This is a genomic window from Streptomyces sp. NPDC054866 (assembly GCF_053610745.1).
In genome coordinates this window covers 944,024-967,918 of record NZ_JBSGZA010000001.1, presented here as the reverse complement: position 1 = coordinate 967,918, position 23,895 = coordinate 944,024, and the positions used below count along the sequence as shown (strand labels likewise).

Sequence of the window (23,895 nt, the reverse complement as noted above, 5' to 3'; positions counted from 1 at the left end):
TCTGCCTGGCGGGAGTGGCCCGGGGACAGCGAATTGCGTAACCACACAAGGCTCGCCGTGCCGAACGGATTTACGGCCGCCCGCCCCGGTGCAACGGTGGGCAGCGGGGGTGGAACCCATGCCACAGATGGCACAGACCCATGAGTGGATGTTCTACGAGGTCATGTGGCGCGGCTGGGCGGGACGGGCTCAGGTGCCCTATCCCGTGCCCTGGTGGGCGCAGGCGGCCTTCCGGCGCTGGAACGACGACTTCGACTCAGGAACGTACGAATCCAAGGAGGCCGCCTTCGCCTCCAACGCCCTGTACCGCTACTGGCACATGGTGGGCGTCAAGGACCACCGTCAGGAGTCCCTGATCGGGCAGGCGGGCGAGATCGAGCCGGTCTACGACAAGTACTGCCTGTCCTTCTTCCTCTACTCGCCGTCGACCGGCGCCGTCCACCTGCCGCAGCTGACGGACGCCGGGACCCTCGGCCAGCGCATGGAGGCGCCCCATCTGCCGGTGGTCCTGACGACGTTCCGCACCGCTGACGGCACCGAGTTCGTGCAGCGGACCTTCGGGACGGCCGTCGGAGCGCGGCAGCGGGACCTCGTCGTGACCCGCCTGACCGTGGGCAGCGCGACCGGGCAGCCGCGCGACGGCTGGCTGTGCGCGGCCGTCATGCCCGCGGGGCCGAGCGGCTTCCAGCGGCACGACCGCAATGGCCGCCAGATCACCGACCGGCGCCTGACGTTCCTGCGTCATCTGCCCGACGAGGGGCGGGTGGAGACCAACACCGGCTGGGGCCCGGTGTTCGACACGCCTCCCGAGCAGTACGGCGCGTACGGCAACCCGGACTTCACGTACGACCCGGACTCCTATCTGACCCGCAACCCGTTCCACGACCTCGTCACGGGCGGCAAGCTGAACGGCGCCCTCCAGGCGCAGGACCAGATCGCGGGTCTGTGCAGCGCGGCGTTCGCCTGGCCCTACCGGGTCGCGGACGACGAGCTGTTCGAGCTCGACGTACGGCTTCCCGTCGACCTCTACAGCGGGGCGGCCGATCTGGCGGAGATCAAGGCTGCTCCTGCCGCGGAACTGGAGGAGGCCAACCGTGTGTTCTGGACGGGCAAGCTGATCGAGCAGGGCGTGCAGCCCCAACTGCCTCAGCCTGTCGCGCATTTGTCCGACCAGTTCCGTCAGTGCCGTTCGCAGCTCCTGATCCTCTCCGACCACGGCGAGATCCATCCGGGCCCGACGGTGTACGACTCCTTCTGGATCCGTGACTCCTCCGTCGAGGCCACGGCGTGCTCACTGGTCGGCGACGCGGCCCTGGCCGAGCACCAGTTGGGCACGCACTACCCGCTGAAGTTCAACCGCGGCTCGGGGCGCGTCGGACCGTGCGCCGAGTACGGCTTCTACGGCGGGCCGCACGAGAAGGACGACCGCGAGTGGGACAGCAACGGCCAGGCGCTGTGGGCGATCGGCCGCTTCGACCGGACCCACGGCCGGTCCACCGCGCTCGGCGCGAAGCTCTACACGCCGTACGTCATCGACGCCGCCCGGTGGCTGCGGGACAACCGCGACCAGTACGGCCTGCTGCACAGCGGCTGGAGCGCCGAGCACGTCGGGGAGCGCGACAAGCCGCACTACTGGGACGACCTGTGGGGCATCGCCGGTCTCTACGAGGCCGCGCGCCTCGCGGAGCGGCTCGGCACCCCCGACGTGCCCGAACTCTGGGGCGCCTTCGACGACTTGAAGCGGGCCACAGCCGCCTCGGTGCGCTGGGTCCTTGAGGAGCAGCGCAGGCGCGGCGCCTGGGAGACGTACATCCCGACCGGCCCCGCCGACGTCGGCAGGCTCGACTCGACGATGATCGGCACGGCGGCCTTCTTCCACCCGCTGCGGCTGCACATGGGCAGCAAGCTGGGCGAGGACATCGACCGGGCGGCCCGCTGGACGCTCGACACGATGTACGAGCACTTCGTGACCGGCGGCTACCGGCACGAGGCGGCCTGGAACACCTACGGCCCCTATCTCACGACCCAGTTGGCGCACGCCTATCTGCTGGCCGGCGACACCGAGCGGATGGACGCGCTGCTCGGCTGGATCGTGGGCGCGTCGCTGCCGCGGACCGAGGAGCGGGCGGTGGCGCTCGGCGCGTGGAACGAGCAGCACGCCTTCCCGATCGCCTCCGACTACCGCGAAGTCCCCTCACGCCACTGGTACATGGGGGACATCCCGCACGGCTGGGCGGCGGCGGAGTATCTGCTCCTGATCCGCGACATCCTCTTCTTCGAGGCCGACGAGGACCGCGACCCGCACCTCTACATCGCTCCGGGCATACGCCCCCACTGGGTGCCGGACGGCGCGACGGTGGCCGTCGACGACGCCCCGAACCTGTTCGGCACGCCTTTCGGCTACCGGCTCACCCATGACGCGGGCGGGCGGAAGGTGACCGTGGACATCACGCGGGCGCCGGAGCGGGTGCGGTACGTCTATCCGTGCCGGTTCGGCCCGGTGCGGGCGGCGACGGCGGACGGCCGCGACCTGACGGTGACGGGGGACGACGTGCACGTTCCGGCCGGGACGAGGAGGTTCACGGTCACCTACGCCTGAGGAGAGCGCGAGGGTTCACGTGCGTCTGAGGCTGAGCCGCTCCTTCTCCGAGAGGCCGCCCCAGACGCCGAACCGCTCGTCGTGGGCCAGGGCGTACTCGAGACACGCGGGGCGCATCTCGCAGAGCTGGCAGATGTACTTGGCCTCGCGCACCGAGCTGCCCGGTTCGGGGAAGAAGAACTCGGATCCTGTCTGGGCGCACAGGGCCTGCTCCTGCCAGGCGAGTTCAGGCTCGGCTGTCATGTCGATCTGCATGCCGCCGATGCTGGCAGGGCGCCCGAAACAAGGGATCAACGAACGATCAACGCCGTGACGTGCCTTGTTTCAGGCTTCTTCTGCTTGCCCGTGAGGAACGTGGCGAAACGTGCGGGGACGACTCTCAGCTGGCGGCTGGCAGCTGTCAGCCCGCGCTCGGCGGCTCCGGCTGCATCAGCGCGAACCGCGCCCCGGAAGGGTCGGCGAGCTTGGCGAAGCTGCCGACGCCCGCGAGGTCCATGCGCGCCACCCGCACCGCGCCCCCGGACGGCTCGACCTTGGCGAGGACGGCGTCGATGTCGGTCACCTGGAAGTACGGAGTCCAGTACGGCCCGGCCTCGGCTTCCTCCGGGGCGTCGGACAGCGGCCACAGGCCGGCGAACATGTCGTTCTCGGTGCCGCCCGCGGGGTGCACCATCGTGTACGAACCGCCCTCGAAGGCCTGGGTCGTGGAGCCCCAGCCGAACACGGAGCCATAGAACTCCTGGGCCGCCTTGATGTCCGGGGTGTAGAGCTCGGCCCAGCACAGGCTGTTCGGTGCGTCCACCAGGTCGAGGCCCTTGTTCGTGCCCGGCTGCCACACGGCGAAGCCCACGCCCTGGGCGTCGGTCAGGACCGCCATGCGGCCGAGGTCGCCGACGTCCATGGCCTCGTACACCGTGCTGCCGCCTGCCTGCTCGACCGCCTTGACCGTCGCGTCGGCGTCCGTCGTCTTGAAGTAGATCGTCCAGGCCGGAGGCGCCTGGTCGGCGGGGACGGTCACGGCACCGGCCACGGTCTTCCCGTCCGCCTGATACATGCCGTATCCACCGAACTCCGCGCCGCCCGACTGGAACTCCCATCCGAAGAGGGCGCGGTAGAAGGCATGGGCGGCTTCCAGATCCGGAGTGCCGAGGTCGACCCACGTCGGGGCGCCCGCGACATAACGGGTATTGAGCATGATCGACTCCTTTGTCGTATCTCTCTTCCGTCATTCCGAGTCTGACACCCGGCACTGACAGTGCGTGCGTGCTGCCATCTTGTGAAGGAAACAAGATTCTGAGAGCGCTCTCAGTCACAACTCTTGACGGTCGAATTCGGCGCCGCGACAGTGGTCGCACCACGCGGCCACCACCCCCCACGGCCGCACGACACCCCCCCACCACACCCACATCCCCCCACACACACATCCCGGGAGACCTTCCGTGATTTCGCGTCGAGTGTTCCTGTCCACTGCCGCCGGAGCCGCCGGAGCCCTCACCTATCCCGTCTGGGGAAGCGCCCTCAGCCCCGGCGCCAAGGCGGCGCCCGCGACCTGTGAACTCGCCCTCCAGAACAAGTCGTTGCCCGGCGACGTACGGGCCTACGTCACCGGACACGAGCAGGGCACCGACCGCTGGGTCCTGCTGAAGCCGGACGGGGGCGTCTACCGCCCCGATTCGCCGTCGGCCCCGCAGACGCCACTGCCGGTCGACTGCGCGATCCCGCTCGGCGCGGCGGGATCGGCGCCCAAGGTTCTGACGCTGCCTCAAATGTTCGGCGCCCGCGTCTACTTCGTACGGGACGACAAGCTGGACTTCTTCCTGAACCCGGGCCCTTCGCTGGTCGAGCCGGCCTTCGCGACCAAAGAGGACCCCAACTACGGGCGCACCTGGTCGTTCTGCGAATTCACCTTCAACAGCACGCAGTTGTACGCCAACATCAGCTACGTAGACCTCGTCACGGCCCTGCCCATCGGCCTGACCCTGGAGGGCGACGCCACGCACACGGTGGCCCCGCTGCCGGACGGCGCCGTCGACAAGATAGCCGCCGACCTCGTCGCCCAGGAGGAGAAGGACGGGCAGCCCTGGGGTGATCTGGTGATCCGCGCCGAGGGCGGAGACGTGCTCCGGGTGATCTCGCCGCAGAATCTTATGGCGCCATACTTCGACCGCCCTGACCAAATGCCGTTCAGGGACGTGTGGAACAACTACATCGACGAGACGTGGGAGAAGTACCGGAGCACGGACCTGAAGATCGATCTCCAGGGCGGCCGGGGCGTGTTCACGGGGCGGGTGAGTGGCGACACGCTGACGTTCAACGGCGGGCACACGTTCCCGAAGCCGACGTCGAAGGACATCTTCACCTGCAACCACGGCCCCTTCACCAACAACCCCGGGGACTCCGACGACAAGAAGGGCCTGCTGGCGAGGCTCGCGGCGGGGTTCAACCGGAGCATCATGCTGACGCACGCGGAACAGCCGAACGGTGCGGGCGCCGGGGACTACTACAAGGGTGACGTGACCAACCACTGGGCCCGTGTTGTGCACGCGAACTCGCCCATCGGCTACGCGTTTCCGTACGACGACGTCCGACCGGACGGCGAGCCTGACGTGTCCGGCGCGGCACACGACGGAAACCCGCGCCGTTTCACGGTGAGCGTCGGCTCCTGACGCCGACGGCCCCCAGCGGGCCCCCGCACACGTACGCCGCCCCGTCGCGCGCTGGTCGCGACGGGGCAGTGTGCGGTGTGCCGTACGGCAGGCCTCGCCCGCCGGTCCTGAGGCCTACTTGCAGTTGTTGTTGGCGGCCGGGTTGAGGAGGCCGACGACGTTCAGGGAATTGCCGCACGCGTTGATCGGGACGTCGACCGGAACCTGGAGGACGTTGCCGCTGAGGACGCCCGGCGAGTTCTTGGCCGCGCCCTCGGCGTAGGCGCCGGGGCCGGGGTCGGCGGCGACGGCGGAACCGGCCCCGCCGATGACGGTGACCGCGGCGAACGCCGCTGCTGCCAGGATCGCGCACTTGCGCATGGTGTTACCTCCGGATGAGTGGAAGTGCTGGAACGAGCCTCACCCGACGGCGGTACGACAAAAACGCGAGTGGACCGTGCGGGGGAACGAGGGCACCCGTTCGTGGGACGAGGGAGGCCCTGGGCCCCGGGCGGCGGGGCGGGGCGGGATCCGGGAGCGGCCCCCTGGGACGGGGCAGCCCGCAGGAGCGACCCCGGCCCACGGGAAAGAGGGAGAGGCCGGAGCGGGAGCACCGGGACGGGGGGACGGCACGCCGGAGCCGTCCTGAGGGCGCGATGCGGTGCCTGGCGCAGCAGCCCGCAGCACGACACCCCGCACGCAGCGCACGAGACCCCACCCGCAACAACCACCACCCGGCCACTCCCCCCAGCAGGTCGGCCCCCAGCGGCCCGGTGCGGCAGCCCGGCGCGGCCGGCGGGTCTCCGGCTCCCAGGGGTGAGTCGCCTACGCCGACCCCCTCCGCACCAGCTCCGTCGGCAGTACCACGCTCTCCGTCGGCAGCTCGCCGCCGGCCAGTAGCATTCGGGCCATCAGGCGGCCCATCTCCTCGATGTCCTGGCGCACCGTCGTCAGCGGTGGGTCCACCTGTTCGGCTACCGCCAGCATGTCGTCGAAGCCCACCACCGCGACGTCCTCCGGCACCCGCTTCCCCCGCTCCCGGAGCACCCGGAGCGCGCCCGACGCCGTCAGGTCGTTGGCGGCGAAGACCGCGTCCACGTCAGGGACGCGGTCCAGGAGCTCGCGCATCGCCCGCTCGCCGCCCGCCGGGGTGAAGTCTCCGTGCGCGACGAACCTCTCCCCCGCCTCCGGCAGGACGTCACGGAAGCCGTCGAGGCGGTCCACCGCCGACGTCTGGTCGAGCGCGCCGGTGATGTGCGCGATCCGCGTGCGGCCCAGCGAGACGAGGTGGCGGACCGCCTCCCTCGCGCCGCCGCGGTTGTCGCAGTCGACGTACGGAGACGTCGCCGTCCCCTCCGGCCACCCCGGACGGCCGCCGAAGACCGTCGGCACCCCCGCGCCCTGGATGATGCCGGGCAGCGGATCGTCCAGGTGCAGGGAGAAGACGAGGGCGCCGTCCACATGGCCGCCCGCCAGATAGCGGCCGACCCGCTCGTGGTCGTCCCGCCCCTCCGTGAGCAGCAGCACCAACTGGACGTCTCGTGATGTCAACTCCTTGCTGATGCCACGCAGTTGAAGCGCGAAGAAGGGGTCCGCGAACACCCGTGTCTCCGGCTCGGCGATCACCACGGCGACCGCGTCGTGGCGGCGGGTCACCAGACTGCGGGCGGCGCGGTTCGGCACGTAGCCGAGCTCGTCGACCGCCTGCCTGACCTTCTCGGCGAGCACCTCGCGTACGCCCGCGTCGCCGTTGACGACGCGGGACACCGTGGCCCGTGAGACTCCGGCCCGTGCGGCCACGGCCTCCAGGGTGGGGCGCGGGGCAGCGCTCGGCGGCTCGGTCACGTGGGCTCCTCGGGGGCGGCTGGCTGGTGTGCGCCGGTCAGGATACGACCGGCGGGCGGGAGCGGGAGATACCCCCCACCCGCCTCACCTCCGCGCGTCCGCCCTGATCAGCTCGGCCGCCTTCTCCGCGAGCGCCACCGTGGGGGCGTGCGTGTGGCCGCGCGTGATCCGCGGCATGACCGAGGCGTCCACCACCCGCAGCGCCGTCACCCCCCGCACCCGCAGCGTCGGATCGGTGACGGAGGCCTCGTCGCTGCCCATGCGGCAGGTGCCGACCGGGTGGTAGAGCGTCTCGGACGCCCCGCGGATCGTCCGGGCTAACGTCGCGTCGTCGACCGTGCCCGGATGCGGCGCCAGGGGCCCCGATGTGTACGGGGCGAGGGCAGGCCCCGCGAGGAGTTCCTCCGCACGGCGCACTCCGGCGACGAGTGTGCGGATGTCTGCCTCCGCCGTCAGATAACCGGGGTCGATGAGGGGCGCGGAGCCGACTCCCGGTCCCCTCGGCTTGATCCGGCCCTCGCTCTCCGGCTGGAGCAGCACCACGCCGATCGTGATGCCGTGTTCGGTGGGCGGGGTCAGGCCGTGGTTGATGAAGGGAACGGGTGCGTAGATCAACTCGATGTCGGGAGCCGCGAGTTCGGGCCTCGTCTTGATGAAGGCGACGGCCTCGGCGACGTTCGACGTGAGCGGCCCGCGCCCGCCGAGCAGGAAGCGGCCGACGTTGGCGAGGGAGTCCGCGCCGGTCAGCGTGACGGGCTCCGGGCAGCGCATGGTGATCGCGTAGGCGAGATGGTCCTGGAGGTGGCGGCCCACGCCCGGGGACTCGATACGTGGTTCGATGCCCACCTTCGCGAGGTCGGCCGGATCGCCGACGCCGGAGGCCTGAAGGAGCTGGGGCGAGCCGATGGAGCCCGCGCTGAGGATCACCTCGCGGCGCGCGATCAGCTTCCCGGGGACCCCGTCGGCGATGACGCCGGCCACGCGCGTCCCATCGAACTCCAGCCTGCGGACCCGCGCGTCGGTCAGGACGTCCAGATTGCGGCGCCGCCTGGCCGGTTTCAGATAGCCGTCGGCGGCGCTCCACCTGCGCCCGCGGCGCTGGTTGACCGGAGTGAGCGCGAAGCCGCTGTGGTCGGGCTCGTTCAGTTCCGTCAGCTCGCGCAGGCCCGCCTCGCGGCAGGCGTCGAGGAACGCGCCGGTGGTCGGGTTGAGGGCACGCGGCGGAGATATCCAGAGCGGCCCTTCACTCCCGTACACGCTACCCGCGCCCGCACCGCCGGGCCGCCCGCCGGCCCCGCCAGTCCACCGCTCCGCGCGCCGGAAGTACGGTTCGAGCGCGTCGTAGGACCACTCGGGCCCCGCGGCCTCGCCCCAGGCGTCGTAGTCGTCGCGGTGGCCGCGCACCCACATCATGGCGTTCATCGAGGACGAGCCGCCCAGCATGTGGCCGCGCGGCCAGTACAGTTCGCGGCCGTCGAGCGCGGACTGCTTCGCGGTGGAGTAGTCCCAGTCGTAGGGCGTCTTGAACAGCTTCGGGAAGGCCGCCGGGATACGGATCTCAGGCTTGCGGTCGCGCGGCCCCGACTCGACGAGCGCCACCCGCACCTTGGGGTCCTCGGAGAGCCGTGCGGCGAGAACACATCCCGCGGAACCGGCACCGACGATGACGTAGTCGTACACGCTGTCCTTGCTCAACTCGACTCCCTTGAATGGCAGTTCACGGAGGTAGGGCACAGGGGACGTTCGGGTGTGGCGCATGGATGAGGCGTACAAGGAGTACACCCATCGTGGACCTCTGGGTAAAGGGATGGCGCGAGGATCGGCCTGTCCTACACGATCTCCACATGACGACCAGAAAGGGCGACCCCGAGCACGGCACCCGGCAGGCCTCGGAGCGCGCTCGAACGGGCCCGCGGCCCGGCACGCAGGAGACGCCGCTCACCCCGTACGCACGGCTGCCCCGCCGCTTTCACGACCGCCACATCGCACACAGCACCATCGACGCCTTCGGGCAGGCCCACTGGCTGCTCACCACGCGCGAACCGGGCGCCGGACGTGGCGCGATGAAGCCGTACGACGCGGTGCTCGTCACCGTCGACACCGACGGGCGCGACCACACCACGGAACTCAGCGCGGTGCGAGCACGCTTCCCGAAGGTCGACGCGCTGCCCGACGGTGGTTTCGTCGTGGCGGACGCGCGCAGCCGCAACTCCGAGCAGCACGTGCAGATCTTCGACGCGCTCGGGCGTGAGTCATGGGCCTTCCGCGTCGGGGACGCCGTCGAGCATCTCCTGGCCGACCGGGCGGGCCGGCTCTGGGTCGGCTACTTCGACGAAGGGGTGTTCGGCGACGACGAGCTCAGCCAGCCGGGCCTCCGGTGCTGGAACGCGAACGGCGAACCGCTGTGGACGTACGAGGCGTCGAAGGGCACGAGCGAGATCTACGACTGCTACGCCCTCAACGTGACAGACGAAGCCGTCTGGGTCTGCGCCTACGGTGACTTCTCCCTCCTGGAGGTCCGCCCGGGCCGCGCGGTCCGGCAACGCGCGAACGACCTGGCCGGGTCGCATGCGCTGGCCGTGCACAAGGGTCAGGCGACCTTCTTCGGCGGATACGGCGACGAGCACGACCGGCTCGTGGACGCCGAGCTCCGGCACGAGGAGGTCCGGCCGTACGTCTCCGGGCGGCTCGTCGGACCCGACGGAGACCCGCTCGGGCAGCGCAGGACCGTCAGCCGTGGCCCGCGGATCTACGTACAGGAGGATCCGTGCACGGCATGGACCGTCCTCGACATCAGCACGTGCGGCACGTGACGCGGGCTGGGCGGTCCGGGGTGCGTGGCGCCACGCGCCCCGGCGCCACGAGCCCCGACTCGGCCCGCCCGAACGTGGAGTTCCTGACCGCCGCAGACCGGGCCGAGCTGCTCGCCGACCTCATCGAGGCCTTGCGCGACATCGAGGCCTTGCGCGGCCTCTAGCCGTGATCGTGCCCGGACGCACCCGCCTTGGACTCATCGGAGTCCCCCGACCCGCCGGACTTCTTCGCGGCCGAGGCATGATGCGGCTCGTAGTCCGGGATCGTCCCGTCCGCCTTCTTCACCAGGAAGAGCCCCGCCATCCCCATGTCGGAGTGGCTCTGCACATGGCAGTGGTACATCCAGGCGCCCGCCCCCACCCCCTCCCCCGCGATGACCTGGAAGCCGAACGAGTCCCCCGGGCCGGTGATCTTGTCGTCGAGAATCTGGCTCGGGTCGTCGGGGCCGGTGAGCAGGCCGGTGCGGTTGTCCGCCCAGCGGTGACCGTGGACGTGGAACGTGTGGTAGTACTCGCCGTGCGTGATCGAGACGAACTCGACCCGATCACCCACCGTGGCCTCGAAGTTGGGGCTGTCGTGACCCGCCTTGTTGTTGATCGTCATGTCGTTGAAGACGATCGTGAACGTCTTGTCCGGCAGCAGGTCGCCCTTGCGGCGCACGATCAGCGCGCCGTAGAGCCCTTTGCGCACGCCACCCGTTCCGTGATCCGTGCCGACCACGTGGTCGTGGTAGTGCCAGTAGCCCGCGGTCCCTGGGCGCCACGTGCCGTCCTTGCGGCGGCCCGGCGCGTGCGTGCGCCAGGTGTAGGTCCGTTTGCCGCCCGGCTCGACGTGGCTCGTGGTGTGTCTGGTGCCGTCGCTGGATATCTCGTAGTCCATGCCGTGGACGTGCAGGCTGGCGTCGACGTCCATGGTGTTCTCGAACTCGATGTGCAGGGTGTCGCCCTCGTTCAGCTCGATGAGCGGGCCGGGGATCGACGCCTTGCCCTTCTCCAGGCCGTAGCCCATCTGCCCGTCCGGGAGCTTCTCGGCGTACATCTTGATGCGGCGCACCTCGCCGCCCGCGGGAGCGGTTTTCGGCCCTTCGGCCGTGCTCGCCTCGGGCGCGGCAGCGAGCGACAACGATGTCACCCCGGCCGTCGCGGCCACGCCGCCCACGAGCATCCGCCGGTTGAAGCTCCGTCGGTCCATGCCGAACTCCCCACTGCGGTACGGAGACTGACGGGGCGCAGGTGGCCCCCGAGACGGCCACACGGTATCGGGGGGATCTTCGTTTATCCACACGCAGGACAAAGTTCGCGGAATTCCGGTCGTATCCCTTGGCGAGTGGCAAAAAGAGGTCTAGCTTCATCCGCGCCTGTTGCTGTGACCGACGAGGGGTGGGTGTACTCATGCGGCTCACACCGCATCAAGAGCCCTTGGCTGTACGAGGGTTGAGCAGAGTCAGACGCAGACCGAACCGCCAGCACAAGAACCACGACCGGAACCGGGTCGGCTCGCGCCGAGCCTGGGCCGCCGCCCTGCTCTCCGGGGCCATGGTCACCGGCGCGCTCTCCACGCAGGCCGCCACCGCGCGGCCCTATCCCGAACCACCGTTGACAACGATGTCCCTGCCGTCGCCGCCCGGCCAGGCGAACGTGCGCGTGCTCGTCTTCCACGGCTCGGCGGCGGGCGGCGACGAGTCACCGGTCGTGAACGCCGGCATCGAGGCCATCGAGAAGATCGGCCAATCCGGCCCGGCCGCCCAGCGGTTCAGGATCGAGGCGACCGACGACCCCGCGGTCTTCACGAACGAGGCCAAGCTCGGCAAGTTCAACGCGATCGCCTTCCTGACCGGCGGCGGCGACGTCCTCGACCCCGAGCAGGAGGCGGGCCTCGAGGCCTACATGGAGGCGGGCGGCGGTTTCCTCGGCATCCATGACGCGGCCCGTGCCGAGCCGTACTCATCGTGGTTCACCGGCCTGATCGGCGCGCGCCCGGCCGAATCCAGCCCGACGAACGTGCAGCGCGCCACCGTCGAGGTCGGCGACCGGGAGAATCCGGCCACCAAGGACCTGCCCCTCCAGTGGAAGCGCCCCGACCAGTGGCTGAACTGGACCAAGAACCCGACCGGCGAGGTCCACACCGTGGCCCGCGTGCGCGAGTCGACGTACCAGCCGGGCGAGAGCAAGAACGGCGCCGACCACCCGGTCTCCTGGTGCCGTGACTACGACGGCGGACGCTCCTTCTACACCGGGATGGGCGGCACGGCGGCCTCGTACGACGAGACGGACTTCCGCCAGCACCTGCGCGGCGCACTGCTGTGGACGACCCGCATCGCGCGCGCCGACTGCAAGGCGACCATCAACGCCAACTACAAGGCGCAGCGCCTGACCCAGGCCAACCAGCCGGGCCAGAACGACCAGATCGGCGAGCCGCACGGCCTGGTCACCGCGCCCGACGGACGGGTCTTCTACATCGGGCGCGGCGGCGCGGACTCCTCGCAGCCGGTCGTCACCGACTGGAACAACCCGGACATCGGCAAAGGCAAGGGCGAGATCCACGTCTACGACCCCAAGACCAAGAAGGTGACCCTCGCGGGAGCACTCACCGTCTTCGGCAACAAGGGCGGCGGCGACGAGCTGATCAAGGTCGAAGAGGGCCTGCTCGGCATCGAGTTGGACCCGAAGTTCGCGGAGAACGGGTGGGTGTATCTGCACTACACACCCCACTCGAAGATCAACCGCGATACGCACATGGCCGAGCGCTATGTCTCCCGCTTCACCCTCGACCAGGCCACGAACAAGCTGGACCTCGCGAGCGAGAAGGTTCTGCTCAAGTGGCCCGTTCAGATTTACAGTTGCTGCCACTCGGGCGGCGGGATGGCCTGGGACTCCAAGGGCAATCTCTACATCGCGACCGGTGACAACAACTCATCGGGCTTCAGCTCCGGTTACTCGGGCAACAACCCGCAGCCCAACTTCAAGGGCGTGTCCTTCGCCGACGCACGCCGCACGGCGGGCAACACCAACAACCTCAACGGCAAGATCCTGCGCATCCACCCGGAGGCCGACGGGACGTACACGCTCCCCGAGGGCAACCTCTTCACCGGCAAGGAGCCGGACGAGGGCGGCGGCAAGACGCGCGGCGAGATCTATGTGATGGGCGTCAGGAACCCGGCGCGCATCTCCATCGACAAGAAGACCGACACGCTGTACGCGGGCTGGGTCGGTCCCGATGCCGGTCAGCCGTCGACGACGTGGGGTCCCGCGAAGTACGACACCTTCGCCGCGATCACCCACGCCTCCAACCGCGGCTGGCCGTACTGCATGGGCAACAACCAGCCCTACCGCGACCGCAATCTGCCGGACCCGACGAAGCCGCTCGGCTGGTACGACTGCAAGAACCTCAAGAACGAGTCGCCCAACAACGACGGCCTGGTGAACATCCCGCCCGCCGAGCCCAACAACATCTGGTACTCGCCGCAGGGCGGCGGCGTCGACTACCCACGCGACGCGAACGGCGTCCCGAGCTACAAGACGGAGGAGCAGAAGATTCTCCTACCGTGGCTCAAGGGCGGCGGCCAGGCCACGATGAACGGCCCGGTCTACCGCTTCGACGCGGCCAACACCAGTGCGGACAAGTGGCCTTCGTACTGGGACGGCAAGTGGTTCGTCGGTGACTTCTACGACGGCGACCAGCCCCGGCACGCGGTCCTCACCGACCCGAAGACGGTCGGCAGCGGCGGCCTTCCGGTGCACGCCGAATCCCTGAAGAAGATCATCCCGATCGGCAACGACGGCATCAAGAACCTCATGGACTGGAAGTTCGCCCCCGACGGCTCGCTGTACGTCCTCGACTACGGCCGCGGCTTCTTCACCTCGGACTCCAAGTCGGCGCTGTGGCGCGTCACTTACTCGGGCGGCGAGGCCACGCCGGCCGCCAAGGATCTGGCAAGGAGGGCGGGATGACTGTGCCCGCGGTACGCAAGCGAAGACTCTGGACGGCGCTTCTCGCGTCGCTCCTGATGGTGCTCGGCCTGACGTCCACGGCGGCGAGCCAGCCCGACAACCCGGGCCGGGCGGCTGCTCAGACCCTGACCTGGACCGCGGGCAACGACATCGACAAGTACCTCTCCGCGCCCGCCACGGCGGTCGCGGGTGCGACGACGATCGTCTTCGAGAACAGTGAGGCGACCGGCAACACGACCGGCATGCCGCACACGCTGACGTTCGACGTCTCGGACCCCGAGTACAACAACGACGTACCGCTGAACATCCTGGCCAACCCGAACGACGACCAGGGCGGCAAGCACACGGCGGAGGTCACCCTCACACCCGGCCGCTACCGCTACCACTGCACCATCCCCGGCCACGGGGCGATGCAGGGCATCCTCGTGGTGACCGAGGGCGGCGGCGAGGACACCACGGCCCCCGAGACCTCCGCGAAGGTCGAGGGACAGACCAACTCCGATGGTGCGTACGTCGGTTCGGCCACCGTCTCGGTGACGGCGACCGACGCGGGTTCGGGTGTCGACAAGACCGAGTACGCGGTCGGGGCGGACGGCGCCTGGCAGCCGTACACAGCGCCCGTGGTCGTCAACCAGGTCGGCACCCACAAGATCCGGTACAGAGCGAGCGACAAGGCGGGCAACGTGGCGGCGGAGAAGACCGTCGACTTCACGGTGGTCCCGCCGCCGACCGACGACAAGACGCCACCGGAGACCTCGGCCACGGTGAGCGGCGAGAAAAACGACAAGGGCGAGTACGTCGGGATGGCGACCGTCACCGTGACGGCGTCCGACACCGGCTCCGGCGTCAACAAGATCGAGTACGCGGTCGGTGACCGCGGCGCGTGGACGGCGTACACCGCTCCGGTCATGGTCCACTCGGCGGGCGCGCACAAGATCCGTTACCGCGCGTCCGACAAGGCGGGGAACCAGGCGGCGGAGAAGGCCGTCGAGTTCACCGTGGTCACGCCGCCGGTCGAGGACAAGACGCCGCCGGAGACCAGCGCGAAGGTCGAGGGCGACAAGAACTCGGACGGCGCGTACGTCGGCAAGGCGAAGGTGACGGTCACCGCGACCGACGCCGGCTCCGGGGTCGACAAGGTCGAGTACTCCCTGGACGGCGGCCCGTATCTCGCGTACGCCGCCCCGGTCGTCGTCGACCGCGTGGGCCGGCACACGGTGGCGTACCGCGCGAGCGACAAGGCGGGCAACACCTCGGCGGCCAAGGACGTCTCCTTCACCGTCGCGGAGGGCGGCGGGGTCCCGGCCCCCAACTGCCCGGAGTTCGACGAGCGGTTGACGGTCTTCGTGGGCACGGTCGACACGGGCATCCCGAACCGGGTCACCAACAACCGCTGCCGCATCAACGAGATGATCGAGGACGAGAAGGAGTGGACGTCCCACGCGCTGTTCCTCAAGCACGTCAAGAGCGTCACGGACAAGCTCCTGAGGACCGGTGAGATCGACCAGCGCGAGTACAACAAGATCAACCGCGCCGCCAAGCAGTCCGGCATCGGCAAACCGGGCCAGACCGAGGGCTACCGCAAGATCTTCGACGGTACCCAGGACTCCCTGGACAAGTGGGAGCAGGTCGGCGGCGGCAAGTTCGGTCTGAACCCCGACGGTTCGATCACCAGCAGCACCACCGTCCAGGGCATGGGCATGCTGTGGTTCCCGCAGCGCAAGTACGGCGACTTCTCGCTGAAGCTCCAGTGGCGGGACGACGCGCCGGGCAACGGCAATGCCAACGGCGGGGTCTTCGTGCGCTTCCCGCAGGTCCACGACCACCCGGAGGAGTCGCGTCCGGAGTGGGTCGCCATCAAGTACGGGCACGAGGTGCAGGTGCTCGACCGTCCTGACGGCGACATGTACAAGACGGGGTCGATCTACGGCTTCGACCGGGTGGGTCTCGGCGGCGCCGGGGTCACCCCGAAGGGCACGTGGAACGACTACGAGATCAAGGTGGTGGACCAGCATTACTCGATCTACCGCAACGGCGTCCTGATCAACGAGTTCGACAACACGGGCGGCCAGGACTTCACGCCGCCGCGTGGCGACGACCCGGGCACGGACGGACGGCGGTACTCGTCCGGCTACGTGGGGCTTCAGGTCCACGGGGTCACGGACGTGATCTCGTACCGGGACATCAGGATCAAGGAACTGTAGTAACCGGCTGACCGGCCACTCTCCGGCCCCCGCACCCCGACTCGGGGCGCGGGGGCCTTCGTCACTCCTCGTGCCTGGCCCGGCTCGGCTGCACCCGCTTCGGCTCGCCCGGCATCTTCGGGTACTCGGGCGGATAGGGCAGGTCGCCGAGGCCATGATCTCGCTCGTCCCGGCGGGCGAGTTCGAGAAGCGCGTCCAGGGAGAACGCGTGCTTGTCCATGTCCGCGTGCACATCCCCGACGCGCCCGAACCGCTCCGGCATGGTGCCGATGTCGAAGTCCTCCGGCACCGCGTCGTCGACCTCGTCCCAGCGCAGCGGGGCCGACACGGGGGCGTGCGGCCTGGGCCTTACCGAATAGGCGGACGCGATGGTGCGGTCACGGGCGGTCTGGTTGTAGTCGACGAAGATCTTCGCTCCCCGCTCCTCCTTCCACCACGCGGTCGTGACGGCGTCCGGCATGCGGCGCTCCAGCTCGCGCCCGCAGGCGATCGCGGCCCGCCGCACCCCGGTGAAGTCCCACCGCGGTTCGATCGGCACGAAGACGTGCAGGCCGCGCCCGCCGGACGTCTTGGGCCAGCCCTTCAGCCCGAACTCGTCGAGCAGGGCCCGCAGTTCATGCGCTGCGCGCACAGCGTCCGCGTAGTCCGTGCCGGGCTGCGGGTCCAGGTCGATGCGGAGTTCGTCGGGATGGTCGAGGTCGCCGCGGCGTACCGGCCAGGGGTGGAAGGTGAGGGTGTTGAACTGGGCGGCCCAGATGACCGCGGCGACCTCCATGGGGCACATCTCCTCGGCCGTGCGGCCGCTGGGGAAGGCGATGGTGGCCGTGGGGATCCAGTCGGGGTGGTTCTTGGGGACGCGCTTCTGGTAGAAGAACTCGCCGGTGGCCCCGTCCGGGAAGCGCTGGAGCGTCGTGGGGCGCTCCCGCAGGGCACGGACGATCCCGTCGCCGACCGCGAGGAAGTACTGGGCGACGTCCAGCTTGGTGAAGCCCCGCTCCGGAAAGACGACCTTGTCCGCACTGGACAACCGCACCGTCCGCCCACCCGCATCGAGCTCGACCGCTCTACCACCCATGCGACCACGCTAGGCGCAACGGACGGGAGTCGCATACCGGGCACAAAGCGACGCATGGGCACAGAATCGAGCCATGGGCCTGAGACGCTTGAGAAACGCCCAGGTCAGGGACCTTACGGGCAGTGGATTAGTAGTCCGGGAGGGAGCCGCCCGGGTGGGTCCGGGCGGTCCTTCTCGGTCCGCGCCGACCGAAGTCGACCCGGACCCTGCGCGGCAGGTCAGAGGGGGTTTTTCGCTCTCGGCGGCCGAGCGGAGGTCGTCCGTATCCGGGGCGGCGTACCTGGCTTTCGTGAAAGCCGCGTTCGTGCGGCCTGCCCAGGCCGCAAGGATCACGTCGGGCACCCTTGGTCGCCAGTTACTTCAGCCGGGGTTCTCGGATAGTTCGCGGGAGACTCGGGATGCGGCGTTGATGTCTTCGATTTCGTTCCAGCCTCTGCCGGGACGGCCGGGGCTGCTGGACTCTTCCATTGATCTTTGTTGCCTGAAACTGTCGAGGACTCGTCGGATGCTGTCACGGTCGGTTCGCGATTCGCGGGCGATGCGTTCGAGGGTGTAGATGGCACCGAGCCGCTCGCTGACGCTCTCACTTCCGAGGAGCTTGGTGGCGGTGATGAAGCTCTCGGTGATGCGTGAGTGACTCGTCTCCAGTGCGGTGCCTCGGTCCTTCTCCTGCTCGTATTCGAACTGCCGCTGCGTGTGCTCGAACTGTTGCTGCGCGAGCTGGAACTCATCGCGTGACTGCCTGAGCTGGTCGGCGAACTGGCGTCGACCCTCTTCGAACTGCCGTTGCGCGAGGTGGTGGTTCTGGCGGGTGTACCAGAGGCCCAGGCCTCCGATGGCACCGGCGACGATAGCGATGAAGGCGGTTCGCAGCCCGGTGATGATGATGCCGGCACTGGAGACGAGTTCGCCGCTCCGATCGCGGAGATGGCGTTCTTCGATCCACCAAGGGCCCCAGATGAGGGCGGCGATGAAGAGGCTGACCCCGACTGTGGCTAAGGCCCAGTCCCACCAAGGGGGTCGTGTGCGGGTGGGTTGCTCGTCGTTCATGGCGGCATGATGTCCGGGCCGCGGGTGCGACATGCGGTGAACAGGCTTGTTCGGAGCCTCCTGCATTGCAGATAGCAGCAGTTCGGGCCCCGTTTCGCAACAGGTGACGATCAGGTCTCGGTTGGGCAAAGCGGAATGAACTGGGCGCAGGCTTGAGCGGTCCTGCATGGGTTTGAGAATCGGTCAACTCGCCTCACAAAGTCGAGTTTTGACGTTTTGCCAGTCATGCTCGATGGAGGGGGATTCGCGACACTTTGATCATGTTACGGTCCTTCAGCCCGAACAGCCCGCGACTTCTGTCGCGTTGTGAACACTGAGGTTGAGAATGACTAAGTCCCGTATTTTCAAAGCAACTTGCTCGGCAGTCATGACTGGTGCACTACTGGTTGCGGTTGCACCCGCAGCGTCTGCATCAACTACCGTGCCGCGCGATGTAAAGCCTGCCGCTGTCGCGGGAATTGACGAAAATGGCGCTTACGTGGATCTTGCTTCGCAGGGGTACACCTACGAAGAAGCCGTCGAGGCCTTCAAGGATTCCCCCGTTGTGACCGTGGTACGGGGCGAAATCCCGGAAGGGAAGCCTTCTGAGGTCAAGCCGCGTGGTGTCAGCCTCGGTTGGTACGTCTACGTGAAGCTGAACAAGTCGCAGGCCAGGGCTGTCAACGCCGGGTCTGCAGCCACTGCGGCCGGTCTCATCGGTGCCATCACGGGGGGAATCGGCGCGGCCGTCGCCGCAGGCGTCTATGCCTCAGTGGTATCCATGGGCGCTGATAAGATCAACAAGTGCAAGAAGGGCGTCGAATTCAAGTTCACTTACCTTGCGAAGTTCAAGGGCGCCAAGTGCTACTGAAGGCATAGGGGTTGAGCATGCGCACACCAGATTCAAAAGGTATGCTCGTTACTGCATTCGCCTTTTTCTTTGTTCTGCTGATCAGTAGCGAATTTATGACTGATGACGGAAGTGTCGCTCAGTCAGCTCTGTTCTACGCAGCCATCGCGGTGCCAGGCGGCCTGTTGGTCTACTGGGTTGCGACGAGAGGCCGACGCTGAACCTTGTCCCGAGGTGGAAATTTCGCTCCGCCTCGGGATGTGGCGTCATTGCTGAACAGGCGGACCCCACGGACTCGCCATAGATTTGAGCCATGGATCTGCCGGTGATGCCCCCCGTCAAGCCCATGCTCGCCAAACCCGTGGCGAGGATCCCGCCGGGCATGCAGTACGAGGCCAAGTGGGACGGGTTCCGCGCGATTGTCTTTCGGGACGGCGCCGACCTGGAGATCGGCAGCCGTACGGGGAAGCCGCTGACCCGCTATTTCCCGGAGCTGGCCGCGGCCCTGCTCGACCGGCTGCCCGGCCGCTGTGTCCTGGACGGCGAGATCGTGATCGCCAGGGACGGGCGGCTCGACTTCGATGCCCTCACGGAGCGCATCCACCCCGCAGCCTCCCGGGTGCGTACGCTCGCCGAGCGGACCCCGGCCTCCTTCGTGGCCTTCGACCTGCTCGCCCTGGACGACGAGTCCCTCATCGACACGCCCCTCACGGATCGCCGCACACTGCTGACCGAGGCCTTGGACGGTGTGAGCGCCCCCGTCCACCTCGCGCCCGCCACCACGGATCCCGAGCTGGCCCAGGAGTGGTTCGAGCAGTACGAGGGCGCGGGCCTCGACGGTGTCATCGCCAAGCCGCTCGACCTGCGCTACCGGCAGAACGAACGCCTCATGTTCAAGGTCAAGCATGAGCGCACGGCGGACTGCGTGGTCGCGGGCTACCGCTTCCACAAGAGCGGCCCCATCGTCGGCTCGCTCCTCCTGGGCCTGCACGACGACTCGGGCACCCTCCAGCACGTGGGCGTCTGCGCGGCGTTCTCCATGGCGCGGCGCGCGGCGCTGGTGGACGAGCTCGAACCGCTGCGGATGAAGTCGGCCGAAGGTCACCCCTGGGCCGCCTGGGCGGACGAGGCCGCGCACGAGACCTCCCGCATGCCGGGCGCGCCGAGCCGCTGGTCGGGCAAGAAGGACCTCTCCTGGGTGCCGCTGCGCCCCGAGCGCGTCTGCGAGGTGGCGTACGACCACATGGAGAACGGGCAGCGCTTCCGGCACACCGCGCGGTTCCGCACCTGGCGACCGGACCGCACCCCTGACAGCTGTACGTTCGCCCAGCTGGAGGAGCCGGTCCGCTACGACCTGGCGGATGTGCTGCGCTGACCGTCGATGACCCGGTGCCGCGAACCGCCGGGAACGCAATCACGCCAATGTTCGCGCCCCCGGTCTCGCGCCGCTTCCACGTCACGGACACCGACCGTAAGCTCCTGCGCCTGATGCAGGAGTTACTTACGGTAAGGGGGCCAGGGCGTGGGGTATTCGGGAGCTACGGGCAGCACGAGACGGACGTTCGTCGCGGGGGCGGCCGCGGCGGGCGGCGTGGTGGCACTGGGGGCGGGGGCGCTTCCGGCGGCTGCCGGCGAGCGTGCCCCGCGGGCGGATGCGGCGAAGGTTTCCGTGGCCGTGCTCGGCGGCGGCGTCGCGGGCCTGACCGCGGCCCATGAGCTGGCCGAGCGCGGCTTCGCCGTCACGGTCTACGAGCGCAGGGAGCTCGGCGGCAAGGCCCGCAGCATGGACGTACCGAACAGCGCGAAGGGCAACCGCAAACCGCTGCCCGGCGAGCACGGGTTCCGCTTCATCCCGGGGATCTACCACAACCTCCCGGACACGATGCGCCGCATCCCCTTCCCCGGGAACGCGAACGGCGTCTGGGACAACCTCGCGGCACCGCGCGAGATGTCGTTCGCGCGCACCGGACGCGAGGACATCCGGATGCCGATCCCGTGGCCGGGCAGCGAGCCGGAAAAACTCACCCTCGACGACATCGCGCGGGCGCTCACCGCGCTCCTCGACACCGCCTTCAACCTGCCCGCGCACGAGGTCGCGTACTTCGTGAACCGCGCCCTTGTCTTCCTCACCAGCTGCGACGAACGCCGCGACGACACCTGGGAGTCGACGCCCTGGTGGGAGTTCGTGCGCGCCGCGAAGATGTCGAAGGACTACCAGCGCATCCTCGCGATCGGCGTCACCCGCAACATCGTCGCCACCAAGGCCGAGGAAGCGAGCACCCGTACCGTCGGCACGCTCGGCGAGGCCTTCGTCTTCAACGCGCTCGGCCAGGGCGCGGACGGCCCGCCCGACCGCGTCCTGGACGCGCCGACGAACGAGGCGTGGATCGACCCATGGGTGACCCATCTGAAGTCCCTGGGCGTGGAGTTCAGGATCGGCTGGAACGTGCGCCAACTCGGATTCGCGGGCGGCCACATCACGAAGGCCGTCATCGAGGATCCCGACGGCGTACGCCGTGACATCACCGCCGACCAGTACGTCCAGGCCATGCCGGTGGAGCACGCGCGCAGGACGTGGAGCGCCGAACTGAAGGCGGCCGACCCGCAGTTGGCGCGCTGCGACAAGCTGGAGACGGACTGGATGACGGGCATCCAGTTCTATCTGACGGAGCGTCCGCCCACCGTCAAGGGCCACTTCAACTGCATCGACTCGCCGTGGTCGCTCACCGGCATCGCCCAGGCGGGCCACTGGCAAGGCCGCGACTTCCCCGCGGACTACGGAGACGGTGTGGCGGTCGAGTGCCTCTCCGTGGACATCTCCGAGTGGGACAAGCCCGGCATCCTCTACGGCAAGACCGCCAAGCAGTGCACGCGCGAGGAGGTCGCCAAGGAGGTGTGGGCGCAGCTCAAGGCCGCGCTCAACGACACCGGCAAGGTGGTCCTGAGCGACAGCAAGCTGCACTCGTGGTTCCTGGACCCGGGCGTCGACGGCCTCGGGACGCCGAACCCGACCAACGAGGACGAGCTGCTCATCCACCCGGTCGGCACCCTCCACAACCGCCCGTCGGCCGCCACGAAGATCCCCAACCTCTGCCTGGCGGGTGACTACGTGGCCGTGCCGATCGACCTCGCGACGATGGAGGGCGCCAACACCTCGGCGCGCCAGGCGGTGAACGCCATCCTGGAGAGGGTCGGCTCGGATGCCGCACGGTGCACGGTGACCTCCCTGTTCCGGGCCCCCGCGATCGAGCTCCTCAAGCGCCACGACCGCACCCGCTACCGGCTCGGTCTGCGTAACGCCCTCGATCTGGGCTGAGTGGCTCCGGGGCGGGAGAGCAGGGGCGTACGGGGTAGAAAGCCCGTATGGGAACGCGGACACGGACACGACGCATGACGGTGGCGGCGGTGGCGGCCGTCGCCACCTTGGGCCTGGCCCCCGGCTGCACCATCAGCGAAACCGGCGGAGGCGACGGGAAGGCAGGCGACGGCCGCGTACTCGCCGTGAAGATCGACAACGTACGTCCGGCGCGTCCGCAGACGGGCCTGGAGGCGGCGGACGTCGTGTACGCGGAGCAGGTCGAGGCGGGTCTCAGCCGCCTGATGGCGGTGTACGCCGGCCGGCTGCCGCCGGTCATCGGCCCGGTGCGCAGCGCGCGGGAGACGGATCTTGAGCTGCTCCGGCAGTTCGACGATCCGGCTCTCGTGTTCTCCGGGGCGCAGTCGAAGCTCCTCCCGCTGATCTCGGCCGCTCCCCTGCGACAGCTGTCGCCCGGCAAGGCGCCGGGCGACGCCTACTTCCGGAGCGGCGACAGGGCGGCCCCGCACAACCTCTTCGTACGTCCGAAAGCGCTGAACGCCGACCTGGGCGAGGGAGGCCTGGAGAGCACGGGCTTCACCTTCGGCCCGCGCCCGAAGGGCGGCACCCCGGAACGTGAGCAGACCGTCCGCTTCCCCGCGGCGCGGTTCACCTTCACCTGGTCCGCCGAGCAGCAACGCTGGCTGGTCTCGATGGACGGGGAGCGGGCGCGCACAGCCGGCGGCAAGACGCTGGGCGCGTCGACGGTCGTCGTGCAGTACGTCAAGGTGCGCGAGTCGCGCTTCCACGACCGCTCGGGCAACAACACGCCGTTCACCGAGACCGTCGGCTCGGGGAAGGCGCGGGTCCTGCGGGACGGCCGGGCCTACGAGGCACGCTGGGAGCGGTACTCGCCGCAGGACGGCACGGAGTTCACGACAGCGGACGGCGGCGGGCAACTGCCGTTCGCGAAGGGCCAGGTGTGGGTGGTGTACGCGAAGGCGTGACGGCCGGCGGGCAGCTCAGCCGCCTGCCGCGGCAACGTGCTCGGCGGGATTGCGCAAGCCCTCCGCCGCGTCCGAGACCCGCTGGATCAGGTCGAAGAACACGGTCTGCTCGTCCGCCGAGAGCGGCCCGAGGAAGACCTGGTTCATCCGGGCCGTCCGCACGGTCAGCTTGCGGTGCGTGCGCCTGCCCTCGTCGGTGAGGTGCAGCAGATACCGGCGGCCGTCCTGCGGGTCGCGGACCTTGTCGAGCAGCTCGCGGCGGATGAGGCGAGTGATGACTTCCGCGATGGTGGACCGGTCCAGGCCGACCCGCTCGCCGACGGTGCGCTGGTCGAGGCCGGGCTCGGCGACGAGGGCGTTCAGGACGGCGAACTGCGGCGAGGTGATCTCCTCGGAGACCATCGTGTTCCACAGCAGGTAGTGCGCCTGCTGCAGACGCCGGGCCAGGTGCCCGGGGTGGGTGGTCAGGTCCACCGCGGCCATGAGTTCCTCCACTGCCTTGTGCGTGCTCGGTGCCTGCTCGTGCCTGAATTTTTCGTAGGTGTACTGAACACTACTCGCCCTTGACGGCCTAGGGAACGA

General features: G+C 69.0%; 19 protein-coding genes. 10 read left to right on the top strand and 9 right to left on the bottom strand.

Features of this window, described 5'->3' with window-relative positions; genetic code table 11:
- Positions 1-118 precede the first annotated feature (118 nt).
- On the top strand, positions 119-2,599 hold the full coding sequence (locus ACWGI2_RS04095; RefSeq protein WP_453693691.1) for a hypothetical protein: 2,481 nt from the start codon (positions 119-121) through the stop codon (positions 2,597-2,599).
- 15 nt (positions 2,600-2,614) lie between these two features.
- On the opposite strand, the gene ACWGI2_RS04090 is transcribed toward ACWGI2_RS04095, so the two are convergent.
- On the bottom strand, positions 2,615-2,854 hold the full coding sequence (locus ACWGI2_RS04090) for a WhiB family transcriptional regulator (RefSeq protein WP_160508634.1): 240 nt from the start codon (positions 2,852-2,854) through the stop codon (positions 2,615-2,617).
- Between the two features lie 145 nt (positions 2,855-2,999).
- The gene (locus tag ACWGI2_RS04085; RefSeq protein ID WP_453693689.1) at positions 3,000-3,794 is read right to left on the bottom strand and encodes a VOC family protein; all 795 of its coding nucleotides are present in this window, start codon (positions 3,792-3,794) and stop codon (positions 3,000-3,002) included.
- A gap of 244 nt (positions 3,795-4,038) precedes the next feature.
- On the opposite strand from ACWGI2_RS04085, the gene ACWGI2_RS04080 reads away from it, so the two are divergent.
- A complete protein-coding gene (locus ACWGI2_RS04080) occupies positions 4,039-5,265 on the top strand; it encodes a glycoside hydrolase family 64 protein (protein ID WP_453693687.1) in 1,227 nt (408 codons plus the stop codon).
- Positions 5,266-5,379: 114 nt separating this feature from the next.
- On the opposite strand, the gene ACWGI2_RS04075 is transcribed toward ACWGI2_RS04080, so the two are convergent.
- The 3 genes from ACWGI2_RS04075 to ACWGI2_RS04065 form a co-directional block, all read right to left on the bottom strand.
- Positions 5,380-5,625 carry a chaplin gene (locus ACWGI2_RS04075; protein ID WP_453394563.1) on the bottom strand — a complete coding sequence of 82 codons (246 nt, stop codon included), beginning with the start codon at positions 5,623-5,625 and terminating at the stop codon, positions 5,380-5,382.
- A gap of 444 nt (positions 5,626-6,069) precedes the next feature.
- On the bottom strand, positions 6,070-7,089 hold the full coding sequence (locus ACWGI2_RS04070) for a LacI family DNA-binding transcriptional regulator (RefSeq protein ID WP_453394562.1): 1,020 nt from the start codon (positions 7,087-7,089) through the stop codon (positions 6,070-6,072).
- Positions 7,090-7,173: 84 nt separating this feature from the next.
- Positions 7,174-8,784: a GMC family oxidoreductase gene (locus ACWGI2_RS04065; protein ID WP_453694653.1), complete on the bottom strand. Its 1,611-nt coding sequence runs from the start codon at positions 8,782-8,784 to the stop codon at positions 7,174-7,176.
- 149 nt (positions 8,785-8,933) lie between these two features.
- Here ACWGI2_RS04065 and ACWGI2_RS04060 point away from each other — a divergent pair, with 149 nt between their 5' ends.
- Positions 8,934-9,902 (top strand): hypothetical protein, encoded by a 969-nt coding sequence (locus ACWGI2_RS04060; protein WP_453693685.1) that lies wholly within the window; start codon positions 8,934-8,936, stop codon positions 9,900-9,902.
- Positions 9,866-10,066 carry a hypothetical protein gene (locus tag ACWGI2_RS04055; RefSeq protein WP_453694695.1) on the top strand — a complete coding sequence of 67 codons (201 nt, stop codon included), beginning with the start codon at positions 9,866-9,868 and terminating at the stop codon, positions 10,064-10,066. Before ACWGI2_RS04060 ends, ACWGI2_RS04055 begins: the two co-directional genes overlap by 37 nt.
- Here ACWGI2_RS04055 and ACWGI2_RS04050 read toward each other — a convergent pair.
- Positions 10,063-11,094, bottom strand: a complete 1,032-nt coding sequence (locus ACWGI2_RS04050) for a multicopper oxidase domain-containing protein (protein WP_453394559.1) — start codon at positions 11,092-11,094, stop codon at positions 10,063-10,065. The two genes, ACWGI2_RS04055 and ACWGI2_RS04050, sit on opposite strands and share 4 nt — an antisense overlap.
- 344 nt (positions 11,095-11,438) lie before the next feature.
- Between ACWGI2_RS04050 and ACWGI2_RS04045 the strand changes: the two genes are divergently transcribed.
- Together ACWGI2_RS04045 and ACWGI2_RS04040 are read left to right on the top strand one after the other, a co-directional pair.
- Positions 11,439-13,853, top strand: coding sequence for a ThuA domain-containing protein (locus ACWGI2_RS04045; RefSeq protein WP_453694652.1), 2,415 nt, complete (start codon positions 11,439-11,441; stop codon positions 13,851-13,853).
- Positions 13,850-16,057: an OmpL47-type beta-barrel domain-containing protein gene (locus ACWGI2_RS04040; RefSeq protein ID WP_453693683.1), complete on the top strand. Its 2,208-nt coding sequence runs from the start codon at positions 13,850-13,852 to the stop codon at positions 16,055-16,057. Before ACWGI2_RS04045 ends, ACWGI2_RS04040 begins: the two co-directional genes overlap by 4 nt.
- Positions 16,058-16,118: 61 nt before the next feature.
- Here ACWGI2_RS04040 and ligD read toward each other — a convergent pair whose 3' ends face one another.
- Complete coding sequence (ligD, locus tag ACWGI2_RS04035) at positions 16,119-17,132, bottom strand: non-homologous end-joining DNA ligase (protein ID WP_453693681.1); 1,014 nt, start codon at positions 17,130-17,132, stop codon at positions 16,119-16,121.
- 360 nt (positions 17,133-17,492) lie between these two features.
- The gene (locus ACWGI2_RS04030) at positions 17,493-18,182 is read right to left on the bottom strand and encodes a hypothetical protein (protein WP_453693679.1); all 690 of its coding nucleotides are present in this window, start codon (positions 18,180-18,182) and stop codon (positions 17,493-17,495) included.
- A gap of 478 nt (positions 18,183-18,660) precedes the next feature.
- Here ACWGI2_RS04030 and ACWGI2_RS04025 point away from each other — a divergent pair, with 478 nt between their 5' ends.
- The 4 genes from ACWGI2_RS04025 to ACWGI2_RS04010 all read left to right on the top strand — a co-directional run bounded on the left by ACWGI2_RS04025 (position 18,661) and on the right by ACWGI2_RS04010 (position 23,313).
- Entirely contained in the window at positions 18,661-19,032 is a 372-nt protein-coding gene (locus ACWGI2_RS04025) for a hypothetical protein (protein ID WP_453693677.1), read from the top strand.
- A gap of 292 nt (positions 19,033-19,324) precedes the next feature.
- Positions 19,325-20,386 carry an ATP-dependent DNA ligase gene (locus ACWGI2_RS04020; protein WP_453693675.1) on the top strand — a complete coding sequence of 354 codons (1,062 nt, stop codon included), beginning with the start codon at positions 19,325-19,327 and terminating at the stop codon, positions 20,384-20,386.
- A 147-nt stretch (positions 20,387-20,533) separates the two neighbouring features.
- A complete protein-coding gene (locus ACWGI2_RS04015) occupies positions 20,534-22,327 on the top strand; it encodes a hydroxysqualene dehydroxylase (protein WP_453693673.1) in 1,794 nt (597 codons plus the stop codon).
- A 47-nt stretch (positions 22,328-22,374) separates the two neighbouring features.
- A complete protein-coding gene (locus ACWGI2_RS04010) occupies positions 22,375-23,313 on the top strand; it encodes a DUF3048 domain-containing protein (RefSeq protein WP_453693671.1) in 939 nt (312 codons plus the stop codon).
- 15 nt (positions 23,314-23,328) lie between these two features.
- Here ACWGI2_RS04010 and ACWGI2_RS04005 read toward each other — a convergent pair whose 3' ends face one another.
- Entirely contained in the window at positions 23,329-23,796 is a 468-nt protein-coding gene (locus tag ACWGI2_RS04005) for a MarR family winged helix-turn-helix transcriptional regulator (protein WP_453693669.1), read from the bottom strand.
- Positions 23,797-23,895: the final 99 nt, after the last annotated feature.